Below are 8,424 nucleotides of genomic sequence, written 5' to 3'. Positions count from 1 at the left end.
TTTATTTATTAATTACAATAAATATATTTATATACATATTAATGTTTGTAATAATAATTCCTGTATTTTGTTTCCCATAATGCGACGATAGATCGGGCGGTTCCGAATTCCATCAGTCATACATCCATAAAATGGCGTATAAATCAAAAGTAGAAAGCAACTTTCTTCACCAGCAGATAACGCGAACAGGTCCATGATTACCACGTTCAACCATGACCCTGCTTTTCCCTTTCCTTATGCGTTCCTGAAACGTCGATCAGTCCGATCTGTTTGATATGTCGGTTTATTTTCATGTCGTTATGCGCGCATTGTAGGTCCGGTGCTTCACCGTCATTCATCATTTCATCTCATGGACAAGCCCGTCATCCGCCCACTTTACAGGCCGTGGCGGACTGCGCTGCCTTGGCTGGAATAGGGCGGGACAGGAATTAAGTACTTATGCCCCCTGAAAGTTACATGGCGTTATTCATATTTTTTAGAAATACCTGACATTCATAAGCAATAATAAAGTTGTTACCAAGATCGCGATTTCGTTTTTTTATTTTTGATACGGGCGCGCCTAGCTTCCATTCCATGACTGGGAAGGAACATCCATCATGTCGTCTTTGACAAGACCACACGGCGCCGCCGGATGGGCGACGCTTGTGCTGGCCATTATCATCATCATTCTGGGCGTGCCGCTGGCGTATATGGGGGCGGAACTCGCCTTCATTGGCGGCTCCTGGTACTATCTCCTGTGCGGGCTGGCCATTATCATCGCCGGGGTTCTCATGGCCATGGGCCGGGTTGCGGGTGGGCTGCTTTACCTTGCGGCTTACGGGATCACATGGGTCTGGGCGCTGTGGGAAGTCGGGCTGGATGGCTGGGGCCTGCTGCCGCGCGTGTTCGGCCCCACACTCCTCGCCATTGCCGTGCTGGCCTGTCTGCCCGTACTCCGGCGCGCACAGGATTCGCACGCACTTCATGCACGGAAGGCTGTCTAATGCCCCGGAAATCAATGCTGCGCGCCCTGCTCATGGGCGCGACCATCATCGCTGGCGTGGCCGGAACCGCCGTAGCACAGGTTCCCCCACCAGCCTGCCACCGGGTGAAGGTAACGCCACCGAACCCGAGGAACAGTCCAGTTCCACACGCGATGCGTATGCACCGCCGCCGCCCAATGCCCCGCAGGCGCCAGGTGTGAACGCGGCGAACATTCCCGACGGCCCCCCCGCCGAACCCAGCGAGGCATCACCCGCCGTGGCGCAGGTAACGGCCATCCCCGCGCATGATGACTGGCCCGCCTACGGGCATGACGACCGTGCGACCCGTTTCTCGCCACTGGACCAGATCACGCCCGCCAATATCAGCCATCTGCACCGTGCGTTCATTTACCACACCGGCAGCAAGCCGGCGCCGGGGCAGGTGAACAAATGGGCCGCCGAGACCACGCCCATCAAGGTGGGTGACGGGCTATACACATGCTCGGCCCAGAACGACATGATGCGTATCGATCCGGCAACGGGCAGGGAAGTGTGGCACTTCCACGCGAACGAGAAATACGACAGCATTCCCTATACCGCAGCGTGCAAGGCGGTGGTCTACTATACGTCCTCCACCGTGCCGGAAGGGGAGCATTGCCACCATCGCATTCTTGAGGCGACCCTTGATGAACGCCTGATCGAGGTGGATAGCGAGGATGGCAAGCTGTGCGAGGGATTTGGCTATCACGGCCAGGTCAACCTGATGAAAGGCATGGGCGAATCCGTGCCCGGATTCGTGGCGGAAACCGCGCCGCCGCCCATCGTGAATGGCGCGATCATCACCAACCAGGAAATCCTTGATGGCCAGCGCCGCTGGGCGCCATCGGGTGTGATCCGTGGCTATGATGCCGAAACCGGGCGCTTCCTGTGGGCATGGGATGTCAATCGCCCGCATGACCATGGCGAGCCGAAGGAAGGCGAGCATTACAGCCGTGGCACGCCCAATTCATGGGCCGCGATGGTTGGCGATAATGCGCTGGGGCTGGTTTATGTGCCTACCGGCAACTCGGCGGCGGATTACTATAGCGCGCTCCGCAGCCCGGAGGAGAACAAGGTATCCTCCGCCGTGGTGGCGATCGACGTGAAAACGGGCGAGCCACGCTGGGTGTTCCAGACCGTGCATAAGGACGTGTGGGATTACGACATCGGCTCCCAGCCCACGCTCATGGACTTCACAAAACCCGACGGCAGTACGGTGCCTGCGCTGATCATGCCCACCAAGCGTGGCCAGACCTTCGTGCTTGACCGCCGCACGGGTGAGCCGGTGCTGCCGGTTGAAGAACGCCCGGCACCTTCGCCCGGCAATGTGGCGGATGACCCGCGTTCGCCCACGCAGCCGTGGTCGGTTGGCATGCCGCGCCTTGGTTTTGCCCCGCTGAAGGAAGCCGATATGTGGGGCATGTCCCCCATTGATCAGCTTTATTGCCGCCTGAAATTCCGTCGCGCCAATTATGTGGGTGAGTTTACACCCCCCAGCATTACCAAGCCCTGGCTGGAATATCCCGGCTATAATGGCGGTTCGGACTGGGGCAGCATGGCCTATGATGAAAAGACCGGCATCCTGATCGCCAACTGGAACAACATGCCGATGTATGACCAGCTTGTCAGCCGCAAGAAGGCAGATAAGCTGGGCCTGATGCCGGTGGATGACCCCAGCTACAAGCCCGGCGGCGGCGGGGCCGAAGGGGCAGGAGCCATGGCGGAAACACCCTATGGCGTTGTTGTCTCACCTTTCTGGGATGAATATACGGGCATGATGTGCAACCGCCCGCCCTATGGCATGATTACCGCCATAGACATGCACACGCAGAAAGTCCTGTGGCAGCATCCGCTGGGTAGTGCGCGTTCCAACGGTCCATTCGGCCTGCCCACGCACCTGCCGCTGACCATCGGCACGCCCAATAATGGCGGCCCGGTCATTACGGCGGGGGGCCTGATCTTTGTCGCCGCCACGACGGATAACATGATCCATGCCTTCGACCTGCATACCGGCAAGGAAGTATGGAACGACGTCCTGCCCGGCGGCGGGCAGGCCACTCCCATGACGTATGAATACAAGGGCAAGCAGTACGTCGCGATCATGGCGGGCGGGCATCACTTCATGATGACGCCGGTAACTGATGATCTGGTTGTTTATGCACTGGATAACGTGAACTGATAACTGGCGCACGCAACTGCCAGCCTGAACCGGGGGCCTGTTCCGTGCCCCCGGTTTTTTTGTGGGTTATGCCTTTTGGGGACGATGTTTCCTGATGCTTTTTGAAAAAAGCTTCACCAGAAATTTCTTTGTAATTTACAGACTATCGCAAGCGCGGCATTTGAATAATATGCGGTCCAATACATATAAACCGCTTGTCATATGTGGTCGTATCGCAAGGATATATTTGATTCCGGGCTGTATGATGTCATGGCTCTGTTATCAGGTCACAACCACCTGAACATAACCATCATGAGGAAGGTAAGCTTACCCATGCAGTCCATGCCATCCGCACTGAATTCTGAAGGTACGCCTGATTGCGCTACATCTGTTGCGGCCATGGAGCGTGAACCTGACCAGTGCGCGACGGCACGGGCGCCATTGCCGCGCTCCGGGTGCAGGCTGTAACCATGTGCCCCAACATAACCCGTTGCGGGTGGGCGCAGGCGGATGCAATGATGATGGCCTATCACGACCATGAATGGGGCCAGCCGGTGCATGACAGCCGCCAGTTATGGGAAATGCTGGTGCTGGAAAGTTTTCAGGCCGGGCTGTCATGGCGCACGGTGCTGAAGCGGCGCGCGGGATTTCGCCGTGCCTTTGCCGGGTTTGACCCCGACCGCGTGGCCGGTTTTACAGCCGCCGATGTAACGCGCCTTATGGCTGATACCGGCATCATTCGTGCCCGCGCCAAGATTGTCGCGACCATTGGCAATGCGCAGGCCTATGCCGCCATGCGCGATGGGGGAGAAGATTTTGCCACCTTTGCCTGGGGCATGCTGCCCGATGGTCCGGTGCGTAACCTGAGCGGGCAGGTGCAGGCTTCCTCTCCCCTGTCACACGCCATGTCGGCGGCGCTGCGGGCACGCGGGTTCCGCTTTGTCGGGCCGGTCATCGCCTATGCATGGATGCAGGCGGCCGGGATGATAGACGATCACGACCCGACCTGTTTTCGCCATGCTACGGCACGGGACGTAAGCGGACATCTCGGCAAGCGATAGAATCCCAAAAAAAGCCTGCCACACCGGGGAAGGAACCCCATGCGGGCAGGCGGCAGGTCGAACAGGGGCGACCCTGTCCGCGGAGCCCTGGCGGTTCAACCGTGTCGGGCCTGTTTTATGGCGGGTATACCCACCAGATCTGGCTAGTGGATATTCATGGGTTTGTCGGAGCGCGCGCTCAGCGCCCGGTGGCGCACCGTCAGGGGCAGCACCTCGCGCAGGATTTTCATCGCCGCCATTCCCGAAAGCCCGGTCTGGGTGGAGAAACGGTCAATCTCGACCGGCCTGAACAGGGCATGTACAGTGCTTTCATCCGCGGGTTCAGGGTTATCCTGTTCCTGCCATGCCCGGATCAGCGGGAGCATACCCACGGCCTCGGCGCGCTGTTCGAGCATGCTGGGGTGCCCCGGCGCGGGCAGGGGGCCAAGAATATCATTCAGCACTGACATCGCGCCCGAACGGTCGCCCAGCGCCCCGGTCAGGAAATCACCGATACGGGTGGTTATGTCGGTTACATTACGGGAAATCTTCATGTGAGGCTCCGGTAACGAAATCAGGAACCGACGCGGGGGGCATGCCCCGTCGCGCGGCCCTGGTGGCGGGACTATGGCCTGTTCCTGCACGGGTGTCCCGGCATGCAGGGGGCGGGCGGACCATTTTCAGGGCCGCGTGCCGTCTGGAGCGGTACCGTGGCGGCATGTCCGGCGGGCCGGGTCTGTGGCGGCAGGGCCGGAATGGTGGCATGCGCGTGCGCGGATCGCCCGGTTTCACCCATGACGGACAGGAAAGGGAATGGTTCCCCCATTCTTCCATGCGCGCCAATGGATGGTATGACCACAACGTACCCGCCGGGCGGGAGTTGTCCGGTTACGCGTGGATCAGAAACACGTTATCGTGATCTTATTTTCATATCGTTCGCAGCCCGCTATCCGGCGGGGGGAGTGGCCTTCGGGGGCATGGCCCGCGCACTGGTGGCGGATTTATCGGGTGTTTTAGGGTCGGCCGTCCGGTCCTGCGCTGCTTTTTGGTTCGTCGCGGGAGTGCTGGCGGTTTTTTCATCAGCGCAGGAAAAACATGCATCCTCGCCAATCCGGCCCGTACAGCCGGACAGCGCAACCCCCGCTGCAAGCAGCGCGATCGCGGGGCGCAGGGTGATCAGACGCGCGGTCATGCCGGGATGGTCGGGGCGGGTGATACATGCGGTTTCCACTGTTTCCTCCTGCTCATGGCGGGTTGTTGACCTCTCGCGAAAAGGGCCGGGTCTTACGGTTGCCGCCCGCATCCGTTGCCGGGACAGGCGGCGATGCGCCATGAAGGCACATCTTGTGCTGTCTGTTATGTAACCCGATCGTCCCGGACTGGCAGGTCATCAAATTGTTACAACCTGCGCGCGTGATCGGATGATTTCGCCCGCAACCCGATGATGAATGCTGTGGCCCTATTGACCCGGAACAGGCGTCGCCTGTCTGGATGCTGCGTGCGGCATGATCGTCCAGCCCGCAACCCTGCTGCCCGGGGGCAGGCGGCACAGGCCGGTATGGCCATCGGACATGACCCGCCACATGCCGCCCCGGCGGGCGCAGTCCTCGGGTGGGGGCACATTATGGGCGATCAGCGGGTCATCACAGCCCGCCACGCCCACCACCAGCAGGGCCATCACGATCCACCGCGTGGGCGGCAGGAGCATGTTACGGGCGCGGGTCAGTGGCGGCGCATGGCGGGATGGTTGCGGCGGAACAGTTTCCATTCCTCCACCAGTTTGCCGCTGGGCAGATGGCACCAGCCGGTCACTCCGCTGCCGGTGCGCATCATCTCCACCCGTCCCCCGCGCTGCACGCAGAATTTCGAGGCCGGATTGGGCATCCCGATGGGCGCCACCGCATGGGCGGGCGCACTTCCCGCCAGCATGCAGGCCACGAGAGCCATGACGCACAGGACGCGGGCATGGGCGCGGGGCAGGAAAAGGGTGGGGGTCATATCAGTTCGGGCCCTTGATGGTTTGCGGCATGTCACCGCCGACAGCGACAGTAATGCGCCGCATGGGATAGCAGCAAGATGCCGCGAATTCCATGAACCGGAAGACAGGTCCACATGGATTTCAGGTGACTGGTCCGGCCCTGTGCGCGGGGAAAGAAACTGGGTGGCGTCGTGCCCATGCCCGTATGTTCTGGATTCTTTCTTCATAAGTCCCGCCCGCGTGCGGCGGATCCGCAATTCCCCGCTTGCGCGGCGCGCGGGGCCGCCTAATCTGCGGGAATGAAACGGATCTTCACGCGCGCCGCCTGTCGGCCCGTCAACCTGCTGGCGGTGATGTTGCTGGCGGGATGCGCCGGACCGGTGACCGTGCGGCAGGTCTCGCTGGTGCAGAGCTATCGCACCACCAGCCGCAGCGCGTTGCAGGGCCATGCGCCGGGCAATTCCACGCTGGTGGTGCTGAACCGCCATGGCCTGCTGCCCCAGTGGCGCGCCCACCCCGACCGCGCCATCGCCACGCTGCGCACGCAGGCGCAAACGGACCTGACAGACCCTGATGACGTGGCCGATACCCTGTTCGCGCTGGCGGAACTGAGTTACCGGCAGGGGCTGCGCCACCACCGGGCCGCGGATTTCCTGGCTGCAGCATTATATGCCTATGCCTACCTGCAACCGGGGCAGGCGGGTGGTCCCAGCCCGTATGACGATCGCTTCCGGCAGGCATGTGATCTGTACAACCTGAGCCTGAGCGCGGCCTTTCCAGCCTCGGGCGCGGTCGGGGCACAGGTGCGCGCGCTTCCGTTTGGCACGATCGACCTTGGCTTTGATCCCGCGCAGCTCCGCTGGCATGGCCGCCTGCTGGAAAACATGCGTCCCACTGCGACACTGGCGGTCAGCGGGATGGCGAATGTCTATCGCACCCCCGGACTGGGCGAGGCCCTGACCGCGCTGGCCCGACCCGCGCCGGATGGTGCCGACACGCGGGAACATGATGACAGGGACGCGCATACCAGTTTCAGCGTATCGGACCAGATCCGTGTTCCCGCCAGCCTGCTGCTGGAAATGGACAATCCCCGCGCACAGGTGCTGACCAGCAGCCCGCATGGGCGGCTGGTGCTGCGGGTAATGGATGAAAACCCTGCCACCCGCATTGGTAACGCTACCGTTCCCGCCGCCTATGACCAGACCGCCGCGCGCGCCCTGAGCCTGCGTGAGACGGCGCTGTGGACCAAGGAATACCGTGGTTTTCTGGATGGCACGACGTTTGACGGCACGCGCCCGCGTCTGGTGGCCATGACCCCGCACCGGCGGGGCAACATGCCGGTGGTGTTCATTCACGGCACGGCGTCCAGCCCCTATCGCTGGGCCAGCATGGTCAATGACCTGCTGGAAGACCCGCGCATACGCGATCATTTTGACTTCTGGTTCTTCTCCTACGCCACATCCAGTCCCATCCCGTATTCCGCCTGGCAGTTGCGCCGGGCCATAACGCAGGCGGTGGACAGTCTGGGCGGGGTGCGGGCCGATCCGGCGCTGGGACGCATTACGCTGGTGGGGCACAGCCAGGGCGGGCTGCTGGCGCGCATGCTGGTCATCAACCCTGGGGACAGGCTGTGGAACGGCACGGCGGACCGCCCGCTTTCCGCCTTTCACCTGACCGCGACGCGCGCCGTCTCATGCGTGAGACCATGTTTCCCACCCCCATGCCCGAAATCCAGCGCGTGGTGTTTATCGCCACACCGCAGCATGGCAGTTACTTCGCCGCCACATCGCTCACGCAGTTTATCGGCCGGATGGCCAGCCTGCCGCTACGGGTAAGCGAGACCGCGCGCGAGATCATGACCGGCGCGGGCGACAGCACGCATCTGGCCGGGCGCGTATCACGGCTGGGCAGCGTCTACGCCATGTCACCGCGCAGCGCGTTCATGCGCACGCTGCCCACCATTCCCATTGTAAAGGGCGTGCATACCCATTCCATCATTCCCGTATGCGGCAACGGCAACCCGCTTTCCCGGGCGGATGATGGCGTGGTGTCCTATGCCAGCGCGCATATACCCGGTGTGGAGTCCGAGCTTGTGGTGCGCCATTCGGAACATTCCACCCAGTCCAACCCCTTCACCATTGCCGAGGTCCGGCGCATCCTGCTGCTCCAGCTTGCGCAGGGAGCCATTGCACCTGCGGCGCCACGGCCATGAACGGCCAGCGCGTATGGGCATGGGGCCTGCGGGCG

10 protein-coding genes are annotated in these 8,424 nt (G+C 61.7%); 6 read left to right on the top strand and 4 right to left on the bottom strand.

Features of this window, described 5'->3' with window-relative positions:
* Positions 1–596: 596 nt before the first annotated feature.
* The 3 genes from JCM25156_RS06730 (at position 597) to JCM25156_RS06715 (ending at position 4,220) form a co-directional block, all read left to right on the top strand.
* On the top strand, positions 597–983 hold the full coding sequence (locus JCM25156_RS06730; RefSeq protein WP_025812562.1) for a hypothetical protein: 387 nt from the start codon (positions 597–599) through the stop codon (positions 981–983).
* On the top strand, positions 964–3,180 hold the full coding sequence (locus JCM25156_RS06725; RefSeq protein WP_025812561.1) for a pyrroloquinoline quinone-dependent dehydrogenase: 2,217 nt from the start codon (positions 964–966) through the stop codon (positions 3,178–3,180). Before JCM25156_RS06730 ends, JCM25156_RS06725 begins: the two co-directional genes overlap by 20 nt.
* Before the next feature lie 449 nt (positions 3,181–3,629).
* The gene (locus tag JCM25156_RS06715; RefSeq protein ID WP_025812560.1) at positions 3,630–4,220 is read left to right on the top strand and encodes a DNA-3-methyladenine glycosylase I; all 591 of its coding nucleotides are present in this window, start codon (positions 3,630–3,632) and stop codon (positions 4,218–4,220) included.
* A gap of 143 nt (positions 4,221–4,363) precedes the next feature.
* Here the strand turns inward: JCM25156_RS06715 and JCM25156_RS06710 are convergent, their stop codons facing one another.
* Positions 4,364–4,753 (bottom strand): hypothetical protein, encoded by a 390-nt coding sequence (locus JCM25156_RS06710; protein ID WP_025812559.1) that lies wholly within the window; start codon positions 4,751–4,753, stop codon positions 4,364–4,366.
* Between the two features lie 41 nt (positions 4,754–4,794).
* On the opposite strand from JCM25156_RS06710, the gene JCM25156_RS06705 reads away from it, so the two are divergent.
* Complete coding sequence (locus tag JCM25156_RS06705) at positions 4,795–5,118, top strand: hypothetical protein (protein WP_025812558.1); 324 nt, start codon at positions 4,795–4,797, stop codon at positions 5,116–5,118.
* 27 nt (positions 5,119–5,145) lie between these two features.
* Here JCM25156_RS06705 and JCM25156_RS06700 read toward each other — a convergent pair whose 3' ends face one another.
* The 3 genes from JCM25156_RS06700 to JCM25156_RS22180 form a co-directional block, all read right to left on the bottom strand.
* Entirely contained in the window at positions 5,146–5,430 is a 285-nt protein-coding gene (locus JCM25156_RS06700) for a hypothetical protein (RefSeq protein ID WP_025812557.1), read from the bottom strand.
* Between the two features lie 228 nt (positions 5,431–5,658).
* Complete coding sequence (locus JCM25156_RS06695) at positions 5,659–5,907, bottom strand: hypothetical protein (RefSeq protein WP_025812556.1); 249 nt, start codon at positions 5,905–5,907, stop codon at positions 5,659–5,661.
* A gap of 14 nt (positions 5,908–5,921) precedes the next feature.
* Positions 5,922–6,197, bottom strand: coding sequence for a putative hemolysin (locus tag JCM25156_RS22180; protein ID WP_034958678.1), 276 nt, complete (start codon positions 6,195–6,197; stop codon positions 5,922–5,924).
* A gap of 279 nt (positions 6,198–6,476) precedes the next feature.
* Here JCM25156_RS22180 and JCM25156_RS22175 point away from each other — a divergent pair, with 279 nt between their 5' ends.
* The gene (locus JCM25156_RS22175) at positions 6,477–8,012 is read left to right on the top strand and encodes an esterase/lipase family protein (RefSeq protein WP_242402518.1); all 1,536 of its coding nucleotides are present in this window, start codon (positions 6,477–6,479) and stop codon (positions 8,010–8,012) included.
* The gene (locus JCM25156_RS30860; protein ID WP_242402517.1) at positions 7,988–8,389 is read left to right on the top strand and encodes a hypothetical protein; all 402 of its coding nucleotides are present in this window, start codon (positions 7,988–7,990) and stop codon (positions 8,387–8,389) included. Before JCM25156_RS22175 ends, JCM25156_RS30860 begins: the two co-directional genes overlap by 25 nt.
* Positions 8,390–8,424 lie beyond the last annotated feature (35 nt).

This window comes from Komagataeibacter kakiaceti JCM 25156 (assembly GCF_000613305.1).
Note: the sequence above shows the minus strand (reverse complement) of the source record. Positions and strands in the feature narration are given on the sequence as shown.

What these genes read in the sequence shown, in the direction of transcription:
- JCM25156_RS06705 (WP_025812558.1), top strand. Translation starts at nt 4,795, where the DNA reads ATGCCCCGTCGCGCGGCCCTGGTGGCGGGACTATGGCCTGTTCCTGCA.
- JCM25156_RS06695 (WP_025812556.1), bottom strand. Translation starts at nt 5,907, where the DNA reads ATGCTCCTGCCGCCCACGCGGTGGATCGTGATGGCCCTGCTGGTGGTG.
- JCM25156_RS06730 (WP_025812562.1), top strand. Translation starts at nt 597, where the DNA reads ATGTCGTCTTTGACAAGACCACACGGCGCCGCCGGATGGGCGACGCTT.
- JCM25156_RS06725 (WP_025812561.1), top strand. Translation starts at nt 964, where the DNA reads ATGCACGGAAGGCTGTCTAATGCCCCGGAAATCAATGCTGCGCGCCCT.
- JCM25156_RS30860 (WP_242402517.1), top strand. Translation starts at nt 7,988, where the DNA reads ATGGCCAGCCTGCCGCTACGGGTAAGCGAGACCGCGCGCGAGATCATG.
- JCM25156_RS22180 (WP_034958678.1), bottom strand. Translation starts at nt 6,197, where the DNA reads ATGACCCCCACCCTTTTCCTGCCCCGCGCCCATGCCCGCGTCCTGTGC.
- JCM25156_RS06710 (WP_025812559.1), bottom strand. Translation starts at nt 4,753, where the DNA reads ATGAAGATTTCCCGTAATGTAACCGACATAACCACCCGTATCGGTGAT.
- JCM25156_RS22175 (WP_242402518.1), top strand. Translation starts at nt 6,477, where the DNA reads ATGAAACGGATCTTCACGCGCGCCGCCTGTCGGCCCGTCAACCTGCTG.
- JCM25156_RS06715 (WP_025812560.1), top strand. Translation starts at nt 3,630, where the DNA reads ATGTGCCCCAACATAACCCGTTGCGGGTGGGCGCAGGCGGATGCAATG.